The sequence below is a fragment of the Streptomyces tuirus genome, from assembly GCF_014701095.1.
Lineage (GTDB): Bacteria > Actinomycetota > Actinomycetes > Streptomycetales > Streptomycetaceae > Streptomyces > Streptomyces tuirus.
Genome location: NZ_AP023439.1, coordinates 689638 through 710372, shown reverse-complemented (window position 1 = coordinate 710372; position 20735 = coordinate 689638). Strand labels below are relative to the sequence as shown.

Annotated in this window: 18 protein-coding genes and 1 pseudogene; 7 read left to right on the top strand and 12 right to left on the bottom strand. The window is 74.0% G+C overall.

Translation table 11 applies throughout. The features are described 5' to 3' along the window. Window positions 1–52: 52 nt before the first annotated feature. Both IGS69_RS03395 and IGS69_RS03390 read left to right on the top strand, forming a co-directional pair. Complete coding sequence (locus IGS69_RS03395; protein ID WP_190896835.1) at window positions 53–1600, top strand: DUF6519 domain-containing protein; 1548 nt, start codon at window positions 53–55, stop codon at window positions 1598–1600. Next, window positions 1600–2490: a peptidoglycan-binding protein gene (locus IGS69_RS03390; protein WP_190896834.1), complete on the top strand. Its 891-nt coding sequence runs from the start codon at window positions 1600–1602 to the stop codon at window positions 2488–2490. The genes IGS69_RS03395 and IGS69_RS03390 overlap by 1 nt, the downstream gene beginning before the upstream one ends. 120 nt (window positions 2491–2610) lie before the next feature. On the opposite strand, the gene IGS69_RS03385 is transcribed toward IGS69_RS03390, so the two are convergent. After that, the gene (locus tag IGS69_RS03385; protein WP_190896832.1) at window positions 2611–2994 is read right to left on the bottom strand and encodes a DUF5997 family protein; all 384 of its coding nucleotides are present in this window, start codon (window positions 2992–2994) and stop codon (window positions 2611–2613) included. 58 nt (window positions 2995–3052) lie between these two features. On the opposite strand from IGS69_RS03385, the gene IGS69_RS03380 reads away from it, so the two are divergent. After that, complete coding sequence (locus IGS69_RS03380; protein WP_190896830.1) at window positions 3053–3835, top strand: LysR family transcriptional regulator substrate-binding protein; 783 nt, start codon at window positions 3053–3055, stop codon at window positions 3833–3835. Window positions 3836–3884: 49 nt separating this feature from the next. On the opposite strand, the gene IGS69_RS03375 is transcribed toward IGS69_RS03380, so the two are convergent. The 4 genes and pseudogenes from IGS69_RS03375 to IGS69_RS03360 form a co-directional block, all read right to left on the bottom strand. After that, window positions 3885–4649: a DUF4142 domain-containing protein gene (locus IGS69_RS03375; protein ID WP_190896828.1), complete on the bottom strand. Its 765-nt coding sequence runs from the start codon at window positions 4647–4649 to the stop codon at window positions 3885–3887. Window positions 4650–4979: 330 nt separating this feature from the next. Then, window positions 4980–5275 (bottom strand): annotated as a pseudogene (locus tag IGS69_RS34505) (beta-L-arabinofuranosidase domain-containing protein); the annotation flags it as partial. 128 nt (window positions 5276–5403) lie between these two features. Continuing rightward, entirely contained in the window at window positions 5404–6099 is a 696-nt protein-coding gene (locus IGS69_RS03365; RefSeq protein WP_190896824.1) for an HAD family hydrolase, read from the bottom strand. Between the two features lie 19 nt (window positions 6100–6118). Next, entirely contained in the window at window positions 6119–6595 is a 477-nt protein-coding gene (locus IGS69_RS03360) for an Lrp/AsnC family transcriptional regulator (RefSeq protein WP_190896822.1), read from the bottom strand. Between the two features lie 198 nt (window positions 6596–6793). Here IGS69_RS03360 and IGS69_RS03355 point away from each other — a divergent pair, with 198 nt between their 5' ends. Together IGS69_RS03355 and IGS69_RS03350 are read left to right on the top strand one after the other, a co-directional pair. Further along, complete coding sequence (locus IGS69_RS03355) at window positions 6794–8284, top strand: FUSC family protein (RefSeq protein WP_190896820.1); 1491 nt, start codon at window positions 6794–6796, stop codon at window positions 8282–8284. Between the two features lie 515 nt (window positions 8285–8799). Further along, on the top strand, window positions 8800–9834 hold the full coding sequence (locus IGS69_RS03350; RefSeq protein WP_190896818.1) for a lactonase family protein: 1035 nt from the start codon (window positions 8800–8802) through the stop codon (window positions 9832–9834). A 229-nt stretch (window positions 9835–10063) separates the two neighbouring features. Here the strand turns inward: IGS69_RS03350 and IGS69_RS03345 are convergent, their stop codons facing one another. The 4 genes from IGS69_RS03345 to IGS69_RS03330 all read right to left on the bottom strand — a co-directional run bounded on the left by IGS69_RS03345 (window position 10064) and on the right by IGS69_RS03330 (window position 14003). Then, entirely contained in the window at window positions 10064–10987 is a 924-nt protein-coding gene (locus IGS69_RS03345) for a sirohydrochlorin chelatase (protein WP_190896816.1), read from the bottom strand. Between the two features lie 110 nt (window positions 10988–11097). Next, window positions 11098–12084: an N-acetylglucosamine kinase gene (locus tag IGS69_RS03340; protein WP_190896814.1), complete on the bottom strand. Its 987-nt coding sequence runs from the start codon at window positions 12082–12084 to the stop codon at window positions 11098–11100. Further along, complete coding sequence (locus IGS69_RS03335; protein ID WP_190896813.1) at window positions 12081–12758, bottom strand: uracil-DNA glycosylase; 678 nt, start codon at window positions 12756–12758, stop codon at window positions 12081–12083. Before IGS69_RS03335 ends, IGS69_RS03340 begins: the two co-directional genes overlap by 4 nt. An 87-nt stretch (window positions 12759–12845) precedes the next feature. After that, entirely contained in the window at window positions 12846–14003 is a 1158-nt protein-coding gene (locus tag IGS69_RS03330) for a WD40/YVTN/BNR-like repeat-containing protein (RefSeq protein WP_190896811.1), read from the bottom strand. Between the two features lie 201 nt (window positions 14004–14204). On the opposite strand from IGS69_RS03330, the gene IGS69_RS03325 reads away from it, so the two are divergent. After that, on the top strand, window positions 14205–14789 hold the full coding sequence (locus IGS69_RS03325) for an Rv1733c family protein (protein ID WP_190896809.1): 585 nt from the start codon (window positions 14205–14207) through the stop codon (window positions 14787–14789). A gap of 25 nt (window positions 14790–14814) precedes the next feature. On the opposite strand, the gene IGS69_RS03320 is transcribed toward IGS69_RS03325, so the two are convergent. Further along, window positions 14815–16830: a HEAT repeat domain-containing protein gene (locus IGS69_RS03320; protein ID WP_190896807.1), complete on the bottom strand. Its 2016-nt coding sequence runs from the start codon at window positions 16828–16830 to the stop codon at window positions 14815–14817. A gap of 344 nt (window positions 16831–17174) precedes the next feature. Next, a complete protein-coding gene (locus IGS69_RS03315; RefSeq protein WP_190896805.1) occupies window positions 17175–18845 on the bottom strand; it encodes an acyl-CoA dehydrogenase family protein in 1671 nt (556 codons plus the stop codon). 75 nt (window positions 18846–18920) lie between these two features. Between IGS69_RS03315 and IGS69_RS03310 the strand changes: the two genes are divergently transcribed. Further along, the gene (locus IGS69_RS03310) at window positions 18921–19679 is read left to right on the top strand and encodes a PaaX family transcriptional regulator C-terminal domain-containing protein (protein WP_190896803.1); all 759 of its coding nucleotides are present in this window, start codon (window positions 18921–18923) and stop codon (window positions 19677–19679) included. Window positions 19680–19758: 79 nt separating this feature from the next. Here IGS69_RS03310 and IGS69_RS03305 read toward each other — a convergent pair whose 3' ends face one another. Next, complete coding sequence (locus IGS69_RS03305; RefSeq protein WP_190896801.1) at window positions 19759–20547, bottom strand: pectate lyase; 789 nt, start codon at window positions 20545–20547, stop codon at window positions 19759–19761. Window positions 20548–20735 lie beyond the last annotated feature (188 nt).

Here is a 20735-nt window from a genome sequence, read left to right as displayed (position 1 = left end):
ACCCGCCACCGACCTCGTGAACCCGCACTTCTGAACCAGGGGGACACCCTTCATGCACGCAGACCTCTCCCGCTCCACCTTCCGCCCGGAGCGGCACTACTCCGCGGTCGTCGCCCAGCAGGGCCGCGTCCAGCTCGACGCCGACCTCAACGAGCAGACCGCGATCCAGCTCCACCAGGCCCGCACCCTCGCCGCCGACCTGATCGGACCGCACGGCGGACCGCGCGACGCCGCCGGCTTCCGGATCGAGTACGTGGGCGGCAAGCACGAGATCGACACCCTCCTGATCCACGGCGGCCGGTACTACGTCGACGGCATCCTGTGCGACGCCGACCGACCGGCGGCCGAAGCGCCCGTCACCGACGAGGAGAGCGAGGAGTCCCCGCCGGAGCCGCCCGCGCACTGGACCTACTGGGACCAGCCCGACGGCTTCCGCGACCCGGAGAAGCCCGGCGACCGGCTGCCGTCGCCCGCCCAGACGCCGTTCGTCGCCTACCTCCAGGTGTGGGAGCGCTCGGTGAGCGCCGCCGAGGACCCGGCGCTGCGCGAGGTCGCCCTGGGCGCGGCCCTGCCCGACACCGCCGCCCGGGTGAAGGTCGTCTGGCAGGTGCTGGCGCTGTCCCTCACCGCGCTGGAGATCGAGGAGACCGACCCGTCCAAGGAGACCGTGCGGGCCGCCTTCACCCGCTGGGCCCAGCGCCGGGCGGCCCCCTCGGCCCGGCTCGCAGCCCGCAGCGAGCGCCCCGACCACGCGGACGACGACCCGTGCCTGGTCAGGCCGGACGCCCGCTACCGCGGCCCGGAGAACCAGCTGTACCGCGTGGAGGTCCACGAGGGGGGCGAGGCGAAGGACGCCACGTTCAAGTGGTCCCGGGAGAACGGCTCCGTGGTCTTCTCCGTCGACGAACTCGACGGCACCTGGGTGCAGTTGGCGTCCCTCGGTCACGACGACAAGCTGGACCTGGACGTCGGCGACCACGTGGAGTTCGTGGACACCGCCTACGCCTCCCGTCTGGAACCCCTGCCGCTGCTGCGCGTCGAGGAACTCGACCTGCCCGGCCGCCGGGTCCGCCTGTCCGCCGAACCCGCCCCGGGCGTCGGCCGGCTCGCGCACCTGAACCCCTGCCTGCGCCGCTGGGACCACACGGGCGGCCCGAAGCGCAAGGGCCGCAGCACCGCGCTGAAGGGCGGGGCCGTTCCCGTGACCGAGGGGGAGTGGCTGCCCCTGGAGGACGGCGTCGAGGTCCACTTCGCCCGGGGCGGCGCCTACCGCACCGGCGACCACTGGATCGTGCCGGCCCGCACGGCCACCGGCAGTGTCGAATGGCCGACCGACCAGGCCCGCCGTCCGCTGCTCCGGGAACCCGCCGGTATCGCCCGGCACTTCGCCCCGCTGGCCCTGATCAAGGGCGAGGGCAGCGCGGTCGATCTGCGCCTGGCCTTCGGACCGCTGGCGAGCGGCATGCCGGCCGCCGACGAGCCGAGCCTCGCTGCGGAGGAACAGGCCCGCCGCGAGGAGGAGGCCGCCGAGGCCGGCCCGTCCCAGGGGCGGTCGCAGACCACAGCGGAGGCGGAAGCCGCCGTGGAAGGAGACAACTGATGGCCAAGCCCCTGAGCGCGTCCAAGCTGGTGGAGATCCTGAGGGCCGAGGGGGTGACCGTCCACGAGGTCCGCAGCTGGCGCACCCACAACCGCAACAGCAAGGGCCCCTGGGGCCCGGTGAACGGGGTGATGATCCACCACACCGTCACCTCCGGCACGGCCTCCTCCGTGGATCTCTGCTACGACGGCCACGCCAACCTCCCCGGCCCGCTGTGCCACGGCGTCATCGACAAGAAGGGCCATGTCCACCTGGTCGGCAACGGCCGGGCCAACCACGCCGGTCTCGGCGACAGCGACGTCCTGCGCGCGGTGATCAACGAGTCGAAGCTGCCCGCCGACAACGAGGCCGACACCGACGGCAACCGGCACTTCTACGGCTTCGAGTGCATCAACCTCGGCAACGGCAAGGATCCGTGGCCCGAGGCGCAGAAGGAGGCCATCGAGCGGGTGTCCGCCGCGATCTGCCGCCATCACGGCTGGTCGGAGCGCTCCGTCATCGGACACAAGGAGTGGCAGCCGGGCAAGGTCGACCCGCGCGGCTTCACCATGGACGGGATGCGGGGGCGCATACGCGACCGGCTCAAGGGGACCGGGGGCGGCACCAAGCCGGCCCCCGATCCGAAGCCGTCGCCCAAGCCGTCGTACGAGCCGTTCCCGGGCGCGGGGTTCTTCCACGCCGGGCAGCGCTCCCCGATCATCACGGCGATGGGCCGCCGCCTGGTCGCCGAGGGGTGCAGCCGGTACGAGGAGGGGCCCAGCCCCGACTGGAGCGAGGCCGACCGGCGGTCCTACGCGCTGTGGCAGCAGAAGCTGGGCTTCTCCGGCAAGGACGCCGACGGCATCCCCGGCAAGGTCACCTGGGACCGGCTGAAGGTGCCCAAGCCGTAGCGAGTGAGCGCGTGCGCCCCGCCCACCAGGGGCCACACGGAGCCCAGAGGAACCCGGGAAACAAGCAACGGCTCCCACCGGATCATCCGGTGGGAGCCGTACGAAGTGAGGGTGCTCGGGTCAGGCCTGACGCTCGGCGTTCTTCTTCTTGATCCGGGCCGACTCCTTGCGGACCTCCGCCTGGGTGGCGCGCTCCCGCACCAGCCACTCGGGGCCCTCCTGCTTCAGCGCCTCGATCTGCTCGGTGGTGAGGGGCTCGGTGACACCCGCGCGGGCGAGGCCCGCGATGGAGACGCCGAGCTTCGCGGCGACCACGGGCCGGGGGTGCGGGCCGTTGAGCCGCAGGGCCCGCAGCCACTGCGGCGGGTTCGCCTGGAGCTCGTTCAGCTCGGCGCGCGTGACGACACCCTCCTGGAACTCGGCGGGTGTGGCCTCGAGGTACACACCCAGCTTCTTCGCCGCGGTCGCGGGCTTCATCGTCTGGGTGCTCTGGTGCGACGTCATGCCCTCCAGCGTATCGAGCGTGTGCACGGCCTCCGACCACGGCCGGTAACCTGGCCAGGTGACAGGCTCGGATGCAACCCCCTCGTTCCGGCTCGCCTACGTCCCCGGGGTGATGCCCGACAAATGGGTGCGCATCTGGAACGAGCGGCAGCCCGACGTCCCGCTGACCCTCACGCAGGTGCCCGCCGGAGAGGCGGCCGAGCGACTGCTCGGCGGGGACGCCGACGCGGGCCTCGTCCGCACGCCCGTGGACCGCGAGGTCTTCAGCGCGATCCCCCTCTACACCGAGCAGACGGTCGTCGTCGTGCCCAAGGACCACCTGGTCACCGCCGTGGACGAGGTCGCTCCGGAAGACCTGGCCGACGACATCGTGCTGCACCCCCTCGACGACGTCCTCGACTGGCAGAGCCTCCCCGGGCGGCCCGCGCTCGAACGGCCGGCCACCACCGCCGACGCCGTCGAACTGGTCGCGGCGGGCATCGGCGTCCTCGTCGTCCCGCTGTCGCTCGCCCGTCTCCACCACCGCAAGGACCTCACCCACCGGCCCCTCGAGGACGCCCCCGAGTCGAGCGTGGCCCTGGCCTGGCCCACGGACGCGAAGACGGACCAGATCGAGGACTTCATCGGCATCGTCCGCGGCCGCACGGTCAACAGCACCCGGGGCCGTCAGCAGCCCCCGGCGCGGGGCGAGTCCGCGAACGCGGACCGGGCCGGCGCCCGACGCAAGCCCGCGCCCGGAAAGTCCGCGGCGGGGAAGTCCGCCGGGGCGAAGCGCACCGGGAAGAGCGGGCGCGGCGCACCCAAGAACGACCGCCGCGGCAAGCCCCGCCGCCGTTCGTAGGACCGGGGGCCGCGACCGGACCGCGACCCCCGGGAACGTCGTACCCGGCTCAGCCCGCCGACGGAGACGGTGCCGGTGCCCCGTAGGACGGATTGGGGGCGACCGTCTGGAAGTCCTTCAGCTCTTCCGGGATCGGCAGCACGCGAACCGGCGCGCCCTGCTGCGGCGGCGGCGGTGTCGTCTGCTCCTGGGGCAGCTTGGGCGGGGCGGTGATCTGGAAGCTGACCTGCTCCTGGTTGATGAGGCCGGTCTTCTCCAGGACCGTGATGTGGTCGAGAACGGTGTCGTTGGTCGTGTCGGCCAGCTCCCGCACGAGGCTGTTCCGGGTGGTCGCCCGGATCTTGGCGATCGTCGGGAAGATGCCCCCGTGCGCGACGCGCATGATGGTGACGGCCGTCGACTCGAACTCCCTGCCGGTGCTGCCCTCGGCCGTCGCCACGAACTGCTGCTGCTGCGGAGACGGCTCGTTCGGCAGCGTGATGCCCAGGTCCGTCGAGATCTTGCGGCAGCCCGCGTCGAGCCGGCCGTGACCCACGAGCAGATGCTTGGAGACTTCCTTCATCTCCGGCGACGTGCTGCGCTCCTTGATCAGCAGACCCAGCGGGTACTCCCACAGTCCGGCCGCACGTACCCGCACCACGAAGTCGCGGTCCGCCTCGGTCAGCGGACCCCACTGGGTGTTGGCGATGATGCGGTCCTGGCCGGAAGCCGTGTTCTGCACGCCCAGCATGCTCGGGTAGGCGAGCGCGGTGAGCGTAAGGATCAACGCACCGCCCACGAACGCGGTTCCTGCCGTGCTGCGCGAGATGCGCATCGTGCCTCCTGGGATGTCAACCGGCCCAACACCAAGAGGTACGGACGCCAGGGGCGAAACAATCACTCCCGCCGCAAAAAAGTTCGGGCGTGTGCGACGCCCGCCGCGGACGCCGCACACACCCGGTGGGTCGGGCGGGCGCTCAGGGCTGGTACGAAGCCGCTCCCGCCGTCGCCACCACGTTGTCCCCGTCCGCCCTGCTCAGCAGCCCCGCGCGCACCCACGCGTTCACCGTGGACCGCACCCGCGCCACCAGCGCCCCTTTGTTCCGGAACGGCGCCCCGGCCCAGATCTCGTCCAGCAGCGTGGCACCACCGGACTTCGCGGGGTTGGCGACGCCCGAGTCCCGGCCGCGAGGCCCGCGTTGGCGCTGAACACCTGGAGCAGCCGGTGCACGTCGTAGCCGCGGGCGTGATCCAGCATCAGCTTCCGCTTGTCGGCGAAGACGCCCGGCCCGAGGCTCACGTCCTCCAGCCCAAGGGCCGGACGGTCCAGGCGGACGGGATGCCGGCGGCAGCGGCCGGAGCCGCCGTGGCCCGCCCCGTCGCCGCCTGCGACAGCGCGGGTACGGCTGCGACGGCGGTCGCGGCCTGAAGAAGGGATCGTCTGGAGAGGGGCCGTGCCATGTGTGCTCCTCCACGGGTCCACGGTGCTCACGGGGCATCGAGTGGTCGATATCTCGAACGCTGTGCGGATGATCGACCAGACCCTAGGGAGGGGACGGAGGAGCGTCAACGGGTCGGGAGCGGCGAGTTCAGGACAGGCCGGCCGACTTCACCAGCCAGTCGTAGGCGGACCGCGCCGTGAACTCCCGCTGGCCGCCCGGCAGGAGCAGCCCCGCCGTGGCGAACTCCGGGGCGTCCGCCTGTGCCGGGACGTACGGGATCGCGATGCAGCGCATGCCGGCCGCGTGCGCGGCGGCGGCGCCCGGGGCGGCGTCCTCCAGTACGACGCAGTCGGACGGCGCCGCGCCGAGCCTGCGGGCCGCCTCCAGGAAGACGTCCGGAGCCGGCTTGCCGTGTGCGACCTCGTCGGCGGAGACCACGGTGTGCAGATGCGCGTCCAGTCCGGTCCCGGTCAGCACCGCGGCGATGGCCTTCGGGGAGGAGCCCGAGGCCACGGCCATGGGCACGCCCTCGGCCGCCAGCAGTTCGACGAACGAGCGCATCTCCGGGTAGGCGCGCGTGGCGCCGCGGGCCAGCTCCAGGTAGCGGCGGTTCTTGGCGGCGACCAGTTCGTCCACGGAGGCGGGCAGGCGGTAGCGGTCCTTCCAGTCCGCGACCGTCTCCTGGGTGCTGATGCCGACGTACCGCTCGTGGTCCGCCCAGGTGAAGTCCAGGACGCCGTGGTCGGCCAGCGTCTGCCGGCCGGCCTCGTAGTAGTTCGGCTCGCTGTCCACGAGTGTTCCGTCGAGATCGAAGATGACCGATATTCCCTGGAGCGCGCTCATGGGGCCATGCTCTCAAAGATCATCCGCGGGCCGACCGCCCGATCGACTCCACCAGCGGCAGCAGCCGGTGGGGGACGCGCTCGCGCAATGCGACCTCGGTACGGGTGCGCACCACCCCGGGCATGCTGATCAGCTTCTGGACGACGTCCTCCAGATGTCCGTTGTCCCGTGCCACCACCCGGGCCAGCAGATCCCCGCCACCGGTGATCGAGAACGCCTCCACGATCTCCGGCACCGCCGCCAGCGCGTCACCCACCTCGTCCAGATGCCCCTGGGTGACCTCGATGTGCACGAACGCCAGCACCGGGTGTCCGAGCGCGGCGGGGGAGAGGGCCGGGGCCGTGCCAGTGATCACGCCGTCGCGCTCCAGCCGGTCGAGCCGGGCCTGGAGTGTGCCCCGGGCGACGCCGAGGATCCGGGCGTACTCGCGCACGCTCGTGCGCGGCTGCTCCAGCAGCAATCGCAGGATGCGGGTGTCGAGCTCGTCCACGGGCATGACGCGTCCTCCTCGTCCGTTGGCTCTGCCGCGGCCGTCCCCCGGCCGCTGTGGCTGCACCAATGGCACAGTCTAGAAGGAGCCGGTTGAGCCAGTGGACCCCGGGATGCTGATATGGATGCGTCGATGGCGCTGCGGACCCCGCGGCGCCCTTTTCATGCGCACTCATGGCCGGTGTTGCGGGAGGGGCGGTAAGCGGTGCTGAAGAGGGTGTTCATGGCTCCGGATCCGGGGCGGACGAGGCTGCGCTTCGGCGCGCGGGCCGTGCTCGGCATCGCGCTCGCCGTCGCCCTGTGCGGCCTCGCCGGGCACTCCCTCGCAGCGGCCATCACCGGGGGTCTCGCCGCCCTGCTCGCCCTGTTCACCGTCACCGACGCCACGGTCCGCGGCCAGGCGGTCACGACCGCGCTGCTGCCCGCCGTCGGCCTGCCCGTGCTCACCGCCGCGGCCGAACTGCACGACCACCCGGTGGCCCGCGACCTCACCTTCCTCGCTGTGGTGGGCGCGGGGGTGTACGCGCGCCGCTGGGGACCGCGCGGGCACAGCCTCGGGGTGTTCGCGTTCATGACCTTCTTCGGGGCGCAGTTCCTGCACGCCACCACCGACCAGCTGCCCCAGCTGTACGTCGCGGTCCTGCTGTCCGTCCTCGCCGCCGCCGCGGTGCGCTTCGGCCTGTGGTGCTACGAGCGCCGCCTGCCGCCGCCCGCCGTGCCCGCACCGCCGGGCGGCACCGGTCTGGCCCGGGTGACCACCCGCCAGGCGATCCAGGCCACCGCCGGGGCCGGCTTCGCCCTGATCGTGGGCCAGCTGGTGTCCGGGCAGCGCTGGTACTGGGCCGTCGGCGCCACCTGGTGGATCTTCGTCAACACCACCTCGCGCGGCGAGACCCTGGTCCGTGGCTTCCGGCGGCTGCTCGGCACCGTCATCGGCATCGCCCTCGGCCTGCTCGTGGCGGTGCCCGTGCACGGCGACCCGGCCGTCACGGCGGCCCTCGCCGCCGTCTGCGTCTTCGGCATCTTCTACTCGGCCGCCGTGTCCTACACCTGGATGATGCTCTGGGTCACCCTCCTCGCCGGCCTGCTCTACGGCCTCCTCGGCGTGCTCGGCCCCGGGCTGCTCGCGCTGCGGCTCGCCGAGACCGGCGTCGGGGCACTCGGGGCCGCCCTGGCCGTGATCCTCGTCCTGCCCGTCACCACCCACAGCATCACGGACGCCTGGATCCGGCGGGCGCTGGGCTGCGTGCACGCCTGCGCCGTCGAGACCGCCCGGCGCCTGGCGGGTGCGGCGGACGCCGACCCGGCCCCGCGGGTGGCGGAGCTGGAGCAGCTTCTCGCCCGGGTGCGGCTGTCGGTCGCCCCGCTCGTGCACCCGCTGAACCCGATGCTCGGCCGCAAGCGGCGGGCCCGGCACGTGCTCGCCCTCCTGGACGACTGCGCCCGGGAGGTCCGCGGCCTGGTGGCGGTGGCCGCCGACCCGGAGGCCTCCCACGACGCCCGTCTGGCCGTGGCCTGCGGACGGGTGGAGGCCGCGGTCGAGGCCCTCACGGAGGGCAGGGACATCGCGGTCCACGCGGACGGCCCACCCCACGCCGAACCGGCCCTGGCCCACCTGCACGGCCTGGAACGAGCCCTGTCCGAGCTGGCCCGCCCCCTGCGCACACCGTCGGGCTCGCCGCTGGTGGGCACCTGACACAACCCCTCGCTGCCGGCCCGGCCCGGCCCCGGCGCACCTTGCGGCGGACTTCGGCCGGGCCGGTGCATCCCCGCGGTGTCTGGCGGGCCCCGGGCGTGCCGCGTAGGGCTCGCTCCTGGTGGGCGCATGACGTCAGCCCTCGGTACCGGGGTGTCCCGGCGCGCCTCGCGACGGGCTTCGGCCGGGCCGGTGGTGCAGGGCGGCGGCTGGTGGGTGTGCGGGGGCCGCTCCCCGCCTGGCCCGATTCTGCTGCGGCGGGCCCGGCCCGGCCGGGCATGGCGCGGTCGGCCAGGACGAGCGGGATGCCCCGCTCGCGCAGCCGGGCCAGCCGGCCCGGGTCGGCGCTGAGCGGTACGACGACGACTCCCACGGCCCGCTGCCCTGCCCCTCTTGCCGCACCTCCCGCCTTCGGCATGGACCCGGGTGGGCGCAGTGCTCTTGACCGGTTGGTCTAGACCTTGCATGATCGGCTGCGCGGTCATTCCGGGCGGTGCGGGCGAGAGGGGACAGCGGTGGCGGACGGTGGGCGGCGGGCGTACATCGGGTCGTTCACGGCGGCCGGCGGCCCCGGGATCGTGACCGCGGAGGTCGACCCCGCCAGCGGTGCCCTGACCGTGCTGAGCAGCGTCGGCGCCGTCCAGGACCCCTCCTGGCTGACCCTCGCGCCCGACGGAAAGACGCTCTACGCGGTCAGCGAGACGGCCGACGGCGCGGTGGCCGCGTACCGGGTCGACGGGGACAAACCCGTCCCGGCCGGGCGGCCCGTGCCGGTCGGCGGCAGCGGCCCGACCCACCTCGGCCTGTTCGCCGACCACGTCCTGACCGCCAACTACGGCTCCGGCAGCGTCACGGCGGTCCCGGTCCGCCCCGACGGCACCCTCGCGCGTTCCGCGTCCAGCGTGCTCCCGCACAGCGGCGCGGGTCCGCACACCCCCCGCCAGCAGGGGCCGCACGCCCACCACGTGCAGCCCGACCCGAGCGGCCGCTGGGCCGTCAGCGTCGATCTCGGCACGGACTCGGTGCGGGTGTGCACCCTGACGGACGGCGCCCTGGCCCTGCACCGGGAGACCGCTCTGCGCCCCGGCTCGGGCCCGCGCCACCTCGCCTTCCATCCGGACGGCTCGCGGGCGTACGTCGTCAACGAGCTGAGCCCGTCCGTCACCGTCTGCCGCTGGGACCCGGCGGCGGGCGTCCTGACAGCGCTGTCCGAGATCCCGGTGCTGCCGGGCGCACCGGTACGCGACGCCTACCCCTCGGGCATCGTCACCTCTCCCGACGGCCGCTTCGTCTGGACCGCCACCCGCGGCGAGGACGTCCTGTCCGTCCTCGCCGTCGAGGGCGTGGAGGGCGAGGAGCTGCGGCTCGTCACCACGGTGCCCTGCGGCGGCCACTGGCCGCGCGCCCTCACCGCCTCCGGCGGCTTCTTGTACGTCGCCAACGAGCGCTCCGGTGACGTGACGTGGTTCGCGGTCGACCCGCTCACGGGCGTCCCGCGACGAGCCGGCTCGATCCGGGTGCCGGCGGCCTCCTGCGTGGCCCTCGGCTGAGGGCCCATCTCCGCTGAGGACCCACCTCGACTGAGGACCCACCTCGACTGAGGGCCCGCCTCCGCTGAGGGATGCCTCCGGCTGAGGACCCACCTCCGCTGAGCGCCCGGGCCACGGGACCGAACGCGCCCGCATCCGGCCCGGAAACCGGGAGCCCCACCCCCCGACGCCGAGAAGGCCCGCTCCGAACCGGAGCGGGCCTTCTCGGCGTCGGGCGCGGCGCCTCGCGTCAGCGAACCGGCGTGCTCTGCGCCTGCTGCGGCGCGATGCCCAGCGCCGTCGTGTACTTGGCCAGGGCGAGCTTGCCGATCGCCGGGTAGGGGCCGAGCGACTCGGCAGCGGAGCAGCCCGCCTCCTTCGCGGCCTCCTCGATCAGACCCTGATCGATCTCCGGACCGATCAGATACGGCGCGAGCGCCAGCTGCTGCGAACCCGAGGAGCGCAGCTGCTCGGCGACGGAGGCGATGGAGCCCTCCTGGTCCAGCGCCGCGGCCATCACCGGCACGGCGAGGCGCGCGGCGAGCAGCATGCCGGTGATCCCAGCGGCCTGCACGGCCTCGTCACCGCCCACCGACGCCAGGACGATGCCGTCCGCGGCGGTCGCCACGGTGAACAGCCGCGCACGGTCGGCACGGGCCAGACCGGCCTCGGACAGCCGCACGTGCAGCGCCTCGGCGAGCAGCGGGTGCGGACCGAGGACATCGGTCAGCTCGGCGGCGACACGGCTCTCCATGAGGGCCTGGCGGACCTGGCGCAGCAGCGCGCTGTCCGGGCCCGCGAGCAGCGGCACAACGACGGCGACCGGGCCGTCGGGCGTCTTGACGTCCATGCCGGCGGCGCGGGCCTGCTCGAAACGGGCCGTGCGCTCCTCGGCGGTGTGCACCAGCACGGCCTGCAGCGAGGGGAACTCCGCGTTGTCCCCATCGAGGTAGCCGATGCGGGCGTCGAGGCCGGGCAGCTCGGAGCGGGCGATGCTCACGACCTCCTCGGCGAGGCTGCGCGTGGCGCTACTGGGCGTCCCCGGCACGGCGAGGACGAGCGCGGGCGCGCCCTCGGGAGCAACCAGCGGCTCGGGACGGCGGTGCCGTCCGGGCTGGCGGGGGCGCGGCATTCGTACAGGCAGGCCATCCGCGGGCCCAGTGGGGGAACTCATGGCGCCGCATGTTACTGGCTTCTGGGGTTCCCCTGTTCGGGGAGGGTGCAGGTGAGCGGTATCCGTCCTGTTTTGTCTGATGAGTTACGTACGGGTGGGACGTGATCGGATCAATCACCCGGGCGGGTGGTCACGGACAGCATCGTCCCGTCACTCGGCAGCGTGAGCGAACCGATGCTCAGTTCGGTCGCGATGCGCACCGAGCCGTGCAGCGGATCACCTTCGGCCGGCACCCGCCGCACCTGCGGAAGCCGCCGCTCCAGTTCCTTGTCCAGCGGGCCGAGCAGCGGGTCGCCCAGCTTGAACAGGCCACCGGTGACGGCGATGCACGGCTCGCCGCCGGAGGGACACACGGCCGCCGCGGAGTCGGCCATGTGCCGGGCGGCCGCGCGCAGGATGCCGGCCGCGACGGGGTCCTCGTCCGCGCAGGCGGCCACGCGGGGAGCGAAGGAGGCGAGCACGGCCGGCCGGTCGGGCCGGGGATACAGCGCGCCGGGCAGCCCCGCCACGGTCCCGAACACCTCCTCGGCGCAGGCCAGCAGCCGGGCGGAGCCACCCTCACGCCCGTCGTGGGCGCGCAGGGCGGCCTCGAGACCGGCCCGCCCGATCCAGGCACCGCCCCCGCAGTCGCCGAGCAGATGCCCCCAGCCGTCCGCCCGCCGCCAGCCGGCGAGGTCGGTGCCGATCGCGATCAGTCCGGTCCCGGCCGCGATCACGGCACCGGGGCGTGGCCCGAGCGCGCCGGCGTACGCGGTCACGGCATCGGCGGCCAGCGCGACTCTGCGCACGCCCCACTCCCGGGCCAGGGCACCCGGCAGTTCGGCACGCAGCCCGTCCCCCAGAGAGGCCAGACCGGCCGCGCCGACGACGACGGTGCCCAGCGGCACCGCCCCCGCCTCGGCGGTCAACGCGCGCACCAACGGCACGAGTCGCGCCATGAAGTCTTCGGGGTCGATGCCCCGCTCGCCGGTGCGGACCGGCTCACCGGCTTCCCGCCGGGCCAGCGGTCCGCGCTCGGCGGTCCCCACCACGGCCCGGAGCCCGGAGCCGCCGGAGTCCACGGCGAGGAACCCGGAACCTTCCGCCGCGCCGGTCACGGCAGGCGCCAGTCCACCGGTTGGCCGCCCTGGCGGATCAGCAGGTCGTTGGCCCGGCTGAACGGCCGGGAGCCGAAGAAGCCCCGGTCGGCCGACATGGGGGAGGGATGGGCGGATTCGACGGCGGGCAGGTCGCCGAGGAGCGGGCGCAGATTGCGGGCGTCACGGCCCCACAGGATGGACACCAGCGGCTTTCCGCGCCCCGCCAGGGCCCGGATCGCCTGCTCTGTGACCTCCTCCCAGCCCTTGCCGCGGTGGGCGGCGGGCTTGCGCGGGGTGGTGGTCAGGGCCCTGTTGAGCAGCAGTACGCCCTGCTGTGTCCACGGCGTCAGATCGCCGTTGGACGGCTGGGGGAGCCCCAGGTCGGCGTTCAGCTCGCGGTAGATGTTGATGAGGCTGCCGGGCAGCGGCCGCACCTCGGGCGCGACCGAGAAGGACAGCCCCACCGCGTGCCCCGGGGTCGGGTACGGGTCCTGACCGACGATCAGGACGCGTACGTCGTCGAAGGGCTGCTGGAAGGCCCGCAGGACGTTTGCCCCGGCCGGGAGGTAGGTGCGCCCGGCGGCGATCTCCGCGCGGAGGAAGTCCCCCATCGCGGCGACGCGTTCGGCCACCGGTTCCAGGGCCTTCGCCCAGCCCGCTTCGACGATCTCATGCAAGGGTCGTGGTGCCACGGGCGTCACCCTACTGCCGTACGGGCACCGGCGATCAACCGGTGGCCAACGCCTGTGCGCACCCTCGCCCCCCGTCCCGTCCGTGCCTCAGCCGACGAGCGCGGCACGCACGCACAGCACGTCCGGCAGATGCGAGGCGAGCTGCTGCCAGCTGTCGCCGTCGTCCGCCGACGCGAAGACCTCGCCGTTGCGGTTGCCGAAGTAGACGCCCGCCGGGTCGGCGTCGTCCGTGCACATCGCGTCGCGCAGCACCGTGCCGTAGTGGTCCTCCTGGGGCAGCCCGGCGGAGAGCGGCTCCCAGCTCTTGCCGGCGTCCGCCGTCCGGTACACGCGGCACCGATGGTCGGCCGGGACCCGGTCGGCGTCGGCGTTGATCGGGAACACGTACGCCGTGTCGCCTCTGTGCGGATGCGCCGCCGCCGCGAAGCCGAACGTGGACGGCAGGCCCTCGCCGATGTCCGTCCAGTGCGCGCCCGCGTCGTCGCTGCGGTACACCCCCCAGTGGTTCTGGAGATACAGCCGGTCCGGGGTGGCGCCGTCGCGCGTGACCTTGTGCACGCACTGGCCGAACTCCGGGTTCGGGTCGGGCAGGAACACCGCGGAGACACCCGAGTTGGAAGGCGCCCAGCTCGCGCCGCCGTCCAGGGTGCGGAACACGCCGGCGGTCGAGACGGCGACCGTCACCGCCTTCGGGTCGCGCGCGTCGGTGAGCACGGTGTGCAGGCCCTCACCGCCACCGCCCGGCATCCACTTCGACCGCGTGGGGTGTTCCCACAGCGGCCGGACCAGCTCGAAGGTCTCCCCGCGGTCCTCCGAGCGGTACAGCGCGGCCGGTTCGGTGCCCGCGTACACCACGTCCGGTTCGGCGGCGGCCGGGTGCAGCTGCCACACCCGCTCCAGGGATGCCCCGGTGTCCTTGGGGAACTTGACCGCCGGGCGGGCCGGTTCGGTCCAGGTCCGGCCGAGATCGTCGGAGTGGAACACCGAGGGGCCCCAGTGCGCACTGTCGCCGCCCACCAGCAGCCGCGGGGTGCCGGTGCGGGTGTCGATGGCGACCGAGTACACGGCCTGCGCGTTGAAGTAGGGCCTCTCGTCGAACTCCCAGGCGGCACCACCTCGCCGGCGCCCGATGAACAGGCCTTTGCGCGTGCCCACGGCGAGCAGAACCTCGGTCATGCCGATCACCTCCGCGGCGTCGTCCTTGACGCCTTCGTCCCGAACACCGGCCAGTCTGCACCCGACCACTGACAGTCACCTCCGGAATGGGCTCCGACGCAGGTCAGCGGGCGTCTCCACGCCGTGGACGCAGCCGTCCGCAGACAGCTCCCGCCCGGCTCCGGCCCCTGGGGACCGTCACGTCGGGTAGGTGCCCTGAGCATCCAGGCGCCGCCGTCCGTACGGGGAGAGCGGCGGGATGGTCGTGGGCGCGTGAGGAGGAGGCCTTCGATGGCGTTACGTGGTCCGAAGGTGTGGCTGTGGCGCTGGCGGCGCAACCCGCTCAGGCGCCGCGCCGACAGGGTGGAGGCGTGGGTCGTCCTGGGCGTCTGGCTGCTCACCGTCTTCGTGGGGGTGCTGGCCGGGACGGCGGTGAGCCGCTCCGTGGAGGACGGGCTGGCCCGGGAACGGGTCGAGTGGCGCCCGCTCGTGGGACGGCTCGCCGAGCGCGCTCCCGGGACGGCCGCCGAGAACGCCCAGGTGTCCCGGGCCGAGCAGGTGTGGGCCACGGTGCGGTGGACCGCCGCGGACGGCTCCGAGCACTCCGGTCAGCTGCGGGTCCCGGCGGGCAGCGCCGCCGGCGCCCCGGTCACCGTGTGGACCGACCCCGAGGGCCGCCAGGTCACCCGGCCCGTCACCGAGCCCCAGGCCCGCGTACGGGCCTCTCTGATCGGCGCTGTGGCGGGCCTGTGCGCCGCGGTCGTCCCCCTGGGCGCCGGCCGAGGCCTCCGCAGCCGCCTGGAGCGCCGCCGCATCGACCAGTGGGACGCGGAGTGGTCGCGCTTCGGCCCGATGTGGGGGCGTACGGCGGGCTGACGGCGTCGGGTGGCCCGCGAGTGGCCTATGGGCGCCCCTGCCCGGCCAGTGCCTCCCGGCACGTCCGTAGCAACGCCAGGTCCTCGCGTATGCGGTGGCCTTCGGAGTCGCCGCGATGCCGCCGGGGGGCGGCGAGCTCCGCCCGGAGCATGTCGTGCAGGGGTGCTCCCGCCGGTCCCAGTGCCGCGACGCACTCCGCGATCGTCGTGCGCGTGCGCGGGTGTTCCCACCATGCCGAACGCAGGGCAGGGAGGAACTGCTCCGGCTCCCCGGCCGTGCGCCACACCGCGCACGCGGCCGTGGCCCGCGTCCAGGCGTCGCCGGAGGCGGCCATCTCGCGCAGCCCGGGCAGGGCCGGACGCGCCGCCGGGCCCAACCGCCCCAGTACGGCGGCGGCATGGCGCCGGTGACCGCTCCCGGTGTCCGACAACTCCCGCAGCAGGACGGGCAGCACGGCGTCGGCGTCGCCCGTGACCGACCACAGCGCGTCGGCCGCCGCCACCGCGCTGTCGGTGCCCAGCAGCCCGCGCAGATCCGGTATCGCCTCGCGCGCCGCACCGCCGAACGCGCCGAGGGAACGGACCGCGGCAGTGGTGACGGCGTCGCGCTGCGGCACGCCGCCCGGCATGCCCCGCAGCAGACGCACGACCGCCGGGGTGGACTCGACGTCGCCCAGTGCAGCGAGGGCCGACAGCAGGGGAACGGCCCGTTCGCACACATCGGACGCGTCGAGCGGCACGCGGGCGAGCCGTCGCCGCAGCGCCGGGGCGAGCGGAACGGCCGCGCCGCCCAAGTGGGGGATCACCAGCCCCAGATCGTTCGGGACGACCGGGCCCGCCAGCACCTCCGCCAGCACCGGCACGGCCCGCGCGTCCCCGGCCCCGGCCAGTGCCCTGAGCGGACCGCCGAGGGCCGGCCCACCCCGCTCCCCGTGCCGTATCCGAAGCTCGGGACGGTACGTCACCAGCGCGTACAGAGGGTCCGCGGCGGGCGCGGCCAGCGCGAGGAGCTCCACCAGGACGGCGACCGCCGCATCGTGCAACCGGGCCTCCTGCGCGCCCAGTTGGTTGCCGATCAGGGTGACCGGCTCCGCGTGGCCGGTACGCCACTCACGGATCAGCCCGGCCGACATCCACACGCCGTTGCACCGGTCGAGGGGATCCGGGCTGGTCAGCTGTCCGCACAGCAGGGCGACCCGGTCGGGCACCCGGCTGCCGAGCGCCGAGTGCAGGGTCCGCAGCAGCCGCGACCCCTCCTCGTCCGAGGGGCGCAGCCGCCGCAGCCGGCCGGCGAGCGTGTCCGGGCCGGGATCGTCGTACGGGTGCCCCGCCGGGGCCCGCTGCCCGGATCTCTCCCTGAGCAGACGGACGACGGTCGGTACGAGATCGGCGGGGAGCATGTCCGGGGCGCACCCCGCGAGTTGCCCGAGCGCGGCGAGCCGGAGGCCGGGGCCGTGCGGGGGCCCGCTCAGCTCGGTCAGCAGGCGCACCGCCCCGGCGGTGGGGGCGGCATCGGTGGGGCGGTACCGCCGTGCGAACAGGCCGAGGCTCTCCGCCAGGGCGAGCAGGACCCGGTCGTCCCGCTCCACGGTGATCCGGTCCCGCAACAGGGCGAGCACGCGGGCCGGCCGGCCGGGGAACCGCACCAGCGCCCCGGCGGCTGCCCGGCGCACCCCGGGGTCCGCGTCCCCGACGAGCCGTTCGAAGACGTCGGCACGCGCGCGCAGGGCATCCCGGGCGCTTGCCGCGGGACCATCGGGGGCACCCTCGACGTCACCGATGCTGACGAGGAGCTCCACCACCTCCGCCCGGTCCCGCACCTCCTCGCGCACGGCGAGCGCGAGGAGAAACGGAACACAGGCGAGGGTCGAGTCGTAGACCCCGCCCTCGTGGTGCACCGTGCCGTACAGCCCGTCGAGCGCGGTCTGTCGCTCGGCCGGGTCGGCGGAGGCCAGCCCCCGCAACAGTCCGGGCACGTCCTCCGCGCTGCCGTAGGCATGGCGCAGCGAGGCCCAGTCGACCTCGTCGATCCCCCTGAACACGGTGTCCTCCCCAGGCGAACTGCCAACTGACGGGGAGTCTGCACCACGGCACCGACAACGAAGCGGAATCGGGCGATGACTGTCCGCGAACCGTGCGCACGATGGCTTGAGTTCGAGTCGGCCCCGCCCGGGAGCCCGCCCCGCCCGGGTACGTAGTCCCGCCCGCGCACGCCGTCCTTCCGGAGCATGCCGGCCCGCCCGGGCATGCCGGCCTCCCCGGGTACGCCGTCCTTCCCGGGCACGCCGGCCTCCCCGGGCACGCCGGCCCACCCGCGCACTCGGCCCCCGCCGCCCGGACCACCCGAGCCCCGCGAAGCCGCCGGGCGACAGCCCGCCGGGGCGTCTCAGCCCGCGGCGCCCGGCAGCGCCCGCTCCACGATCGCGGCCAGGCCCGCCGACTCCGGCAGCGTCCCGAACGCGTGCCCCCAGTCGCCCCCGAGCCGCGTCGCGCAGAACGCGTCGGCGACCGCCGGCGGGGCGTGCCGCACGAGGAGGGAGGCCTGGAGGGTCAGCGCCATCTGCTCCACGAGACGCCGTGCCGTCGTCGCGGACGCCTCGGACAACCCCGTCTTGAGCCGTGTCACGGCCGCGTCCAGCCGGGCGTCGGCGCCCCGGGCGAGGGCGAGCTCCCCGAACAGGGCCTCTGCGGTACCCGGTTCACGGCTCAACGCGCGCAGCACGTCGAGGGCGTTGACGTTCCCCGAGCCCTCCCAGATCGACAGCAGGGGCGCCTCCCGGTAGTGCCGGGGCATCCCGGAGTCCTCGACGTAGCCGTTGCCGCCGAGGCACTCCAGGGCCTCCGCGGTGAAGGCCGGGCCCCGCTTGGTCACCCAGTACTTGCCGACGGCGGTGGCGATCCGGCGGAACGCCGCCTCGGCCTCGTCCCCGCGGATCGCCCGGTCGGCCGCCCCCGCCAGCCGCAGGGTGAGCGTCGTGGCGGCCTCCGACTCCAGCGCCAGATCGCCGAGAACGTTGCGCATCAGCGGCTGGTCCACGAGCCGGGCGCCGAACGCGCTCCGGTGGCGCGCATGGTGCCCCGCCTCGACGAGGGACTTGCGCATCAGCGCGGCCGACATCATCACGCAGTCCAGCCGCGTGCAGTTGACCATCTCGATGATGGTCTTCACGCCCTGGCCCTCGGGGCCGACCAGCCAGGCCACCGTCCCGTCGAACTCGGGCTCGGAGGAGGCGTTGGACCGGTTGCCCAGCTTGTCCTTCAGCCGCTGGATGCGGAAGGTGTTGCGGGTCCCGTCGGGCAGCACGCGCGGCACCAGGAAGCACGACAGCCCGCCCGGGGCCTGCGCCAGCACCAGGAACACGTCGCACATCGGCGCCGAGGTGAACCACTTGTGCCCGCGCAGGGTGTACACCCCGGGCTCGGCCGTGGGCGTGGCCGCCGTGGTGTTGGTGCGGACGTCGGAACCGCCCTGCTTCTCGGTCATCCCCATGCCCGCCAGCAGCCCGCGCTTCTCCGTGGGCTCCCGCAGGACGGGGTCGTACTCCCGGCTCGTCAGCAGCGGCTCGTAGAGCTTCGCCAGCTCCGGCTGCCTGCGCAGCGCCGGAACGGCCGCGTACGTCATCGACGTCGGGCAGCCGTGCCCGGCCTCGGTGTGCCCCCACACCAGTCCGCCCGCGCTCCGCACGACATGGGCGCCGGGCCGCTCGTCCGCCCAGGGCGAGGCGGCCAGGCCCTCTCCGATCGCCGTGCGCATCAGGTGGTGCCAACTGGGGTGGAACTCGACCTCGTCGACGCGGTTGCCGTACCGGTCGTGCGTCCGCAGCTCCGGCTCGTGCCGGTTGGCCAGGTCGGCCCACTCCTGCACCCGGGCGCTGCCGGCCTGCCGGCCGAGCCGCCGCAGGTCCTCCTCGGCCCACCCGGCGCCCTCCCGCCGCAGCCCCTCCAGCAGGGCCGTGTCGTCGGAGGCGTCGTAGGGGGTGAGGGGCGGGGCCTGGTTGGTGACGTCGTGCGTGCCGGGACCGCCGTGGGCCCGCTGTTCGTCCAGTGTCGAGACCATGCCGTGAGTGTTGCACTCTGGCTGCGGTCGCAGCAATCCTGCAACACGCCATGGTGCCGCGTACAGTACGTGACCATGCCGATGAACGTCCCGGCGCGATCCGGCGCGCTCGACCTGCGTCCGCTGTCCGCGCGGTCGGTCGTGCTGAGCCTGCTCCTCGGGGCGCATCCTCCCGAGCTGCCGGTCAGGGAACTGGTGCGGCTCGTGGAGGGCTTCGACGTCGGCGGATCGACCCTGCGGGCCGCGCTCAGCCGGATGGTGGCCGCAGGGGACCTGCGGCGCACGGAGGGCGGCTACCGCCTCAGTGACCGGCTGCTGGAGCGCCAGCGCCGCCAGGACGACGCCGTGCACCCGCGCACGCGCGCGTGGGACGGCGACTGGGAGATGGTCGTGGTCACGGCGACCGGACGCGGCCCGGCCGAACGGGCCGAGCTGCGCACCCGGCTGGGCGCCCTCCGGCTCGCCGAACTCCGCGAGGGCGTCTGGCTCCGCCCCGCCAACCTGCCCCGCGCCCTGCCGGACGACCTTGACCAGGTGGTGCAGCGCTACACGGCCCGCCCCGACCGGCCCTCGGGCGAATTGGCCGAGACGCTGTGGCCGCTGGATGTCTGGTCCGCCACGGCCCGGTCCCTGCTCGACCACATCGCCGGCGCACCCCGCCCGGCCGACCGTCTGACGGCCTTCGCCGCCGTCGTACGGCACCTGCTCGCCGACCCCGTCCTGCCGCCGGAGCTCCTGCCGGCCGACTGGCCCGGCACCGGACTGCGCGCCGCCTACACCGACTACCAGCGGGAGCTGGTCGGGGAGGTGCGTGCGCGGGGGCGCGGCACCTGACGCGAACGGCCGTGCGCAGCGCCGCCGGGACGCTCCGCACGGCCGCCGTCACCGTGGGGGGAAGCCGACCTGCCGGGGACTATCCGTAGGTGATGTCCGAGGCGGAGTACAGGCAGTTCTTGCTGTCGGGTCCGGAGCCGACAGCGGTGTTGTTGTTGTACTTCTGGCAGGGCACGACCTTGCGGCCGGAGTCGTTGCGGATCGTGATGTTCCGCAGCGTCGCGACGTCGTTGCGGTTGACGTTGATGCCGACGAGCCGCGCGGTGGAGCCGGTGCCGGTCACGTCGACGGTGTTGAGGTTGACCTTGCGCGTGTACTGCGTGGAGCAGTCGCCGCACGAGCGGTACAGCGTCTTGAACTCCTGCACCGCGAAATCGGAGATGGTCAGCGTGCCGCCGCCGTTGTGCTGGAAGACCTTGTCCGCGGCCTTCTTCGCGCCGCCGCCGATCACCTGGTAGGTCGCGCCGTTGCCGCCGCGGAAGGTCGCGGCGTCCTCGCCGACGTCCTCCCACCAGACGTTCTGCAGCGTGCAGCTGCCCTCGCAGTGGATGCCGTCGGCGGCGGGGGCGCCCAGGATGACGTTCTTCAGCACCGCGCCGTCCGCGAGCTTGAAGATCGGGTCCTGGCCCTCCTCCTGGCCGTCACCGGCCAGGTCCCCGGTGCCGTAGTACCGCTTCATCCCGTAGTCCTTGGTGCCGGACACGGAGATGGTGGAGGAGGTGCCCTGGCTGCCGTTGGGGGCCGGCCAGGTCGCCGCGCTCGCGGTGGGCGCATGAGTGGTCATGAGCATGCCAACCGACAGGCCGAGAGTGGCCAGTGCGCCGGTCAGTGCGCGCCTGCCGGCGCGCGGGCGTGTCGCAGAAGTCATGTCCCGATTCCTTCTGTCGTGGGGGTGGGTGCGCGCGGAACTCCTCTGGAGCCCACACGTCCCGTCGGGGGCGTGCCTTCATCGAGCTGTGGGTCATGTCAGTGAACGTCGTTCAGCAGGTCGTTCGACGCGGGCCCCCGTCAGGGTTCTGCTCGCGCCGACGGGTCACACTGCTGAACGGAACGTAG

What these genes read in the sequence shown, in the direction of transcription:
- IGS69_RS03395 (WP_190896835.1), top strand. Translation starts at nt 53, where the DNA reads ATGCACGCAGACCTCTCCCGCTCCACCTTCCGCCCGGAGCGGCACTAC.
- IGS69_RS03390 (WP_190896834.1), top strand. Translation starts at nt 1,600, where the DNA reads ATGGCCAAGCCCCTGAGCGCGTCCAAGCTGGTGGAGATCCTGAGGGCC.
- IGS69_RS03385 (WP_190896832.1), bottom strand. Translation starts at nt 2,994, where the DNA reads ATGACGTCGCACCAGAGCACCCAGACGATGAAGCCCGCGACCGCGGCG.
- IGS69_RS03375 (WP_190896828.1), bottom strand. Translation starts at nt 4,649, where the DNA reads ATGCGCATCTCGCGCAGCACGGCAGGAACCGCGTTCGTGGGCGGTGCG.
- IGS69_RS03365 (WP_190896824.1), bottom strand. Translation starts at nt 6,099, where the DNA reads ATGAGCGCGCTCCAGGGAATATCGGTCATCTTCGATCTCGACGGAACA.
- IGS69_RS03360 (WP_190896822.1), bottom strand. Translation starts at nt 6,595, where the DNA reads ATGCCCGTGGACGAGCTCGACACCCGCATCCTGCGATTGCTGCTGGAG.
- IGS69_RS03345 (WP_190896816.1), bottom strand. Translation starts at nt 10,987, where the DNA reads ATGAGTTCCCCCACTGGGCCCGCGGATGGCCTGCCTGTACGAATGCCG.
- IGS69_RS03325 (WP_190896809.1), top strand. Translation starts at nt 14,205, where the DNA reads ATGGCGTTACGTGGTCCGAAGGTGTGGCTGTGGCGCTGGCGGCGCAAC.
- IGS69_RS03315 (WP_190896805.1), bottom strand. Translation starts at nt 18,845, where the DNA reads ATGGTCTCGACACTGGACGAACAGCGGGCCCACGGCGGTCCCGGCACG.
- IGS69_RS03310 (WP_190896803.1), top strand. Translation starts at nt 18,921, where the DNA reads ATGCCGATGAACGTCCCGGCGCGATCCGGCGCGCTCGACCTGCGTCCG.
- IGS69_RS03305 (WP_190896801.1), bottom strand. Translation starts at nt 20,547, where the DNA reads ATGACTTCTGCGACACGCCCGCGCGCCGGCAGGCGCGCACTGACCGGC.